The organism is Stenotrophomonas maltophilia group sp. RNC7 (assembly GCF_030910085.1).
Lineage (GTDB): Bacteria > Pseudomonadota > Gammaproteobacteria > Xanthomonadales > Xanthomonadaceae > Stenotrophomonas > Stenotrophomonas sepilia.
In genome coordinates, this window is sequence record NZ_JAVFVN010000344.1 from 1 (window position 1) to 329 (window position 329).

Consider the following 329-nt stretch of genomic DNA (forward strand, 5'->3'; position numbering starts at 1 on the left):
TAACAATTAGTATCAAAGATATTCAAGGCGCAACGCATACAAAAACATTTGGCTTTACTACATATGCACAAGAAAAGCCAATAGCAGGTTTTAGTTTAGTTGGTACAGGAATTAGAAATGATGAAGGAGCTGCTACTTATCAGGTTACTGATTCATCAAAAGTTACGTTAAATCCAATTGGAAAGGTTCAGTACCTGTCAGAAATTAATGAGTATGCCTTTAATGTTGATGGAACACAAAAGGTAATAGGAACTAAAAGAGTACTATTAGAAACTGAAAATATGGAGCTTAAATTTGGTGTTGGAGAACATAAAATATGGCAAGTAGTA

General features: G+C 33.1%; 1 protein-coding gene. It reads left to right on the forward strand.

Translation table 11 applies throughout. The annotated features are described in order from the left end of the window. Positions 1-329: hypothetical protein (locus RCF13_RS05420; RefSeq protein ID WP_308140944.1), on the forward strand; the 329-nt coding region annotated here is incomplete at both ends.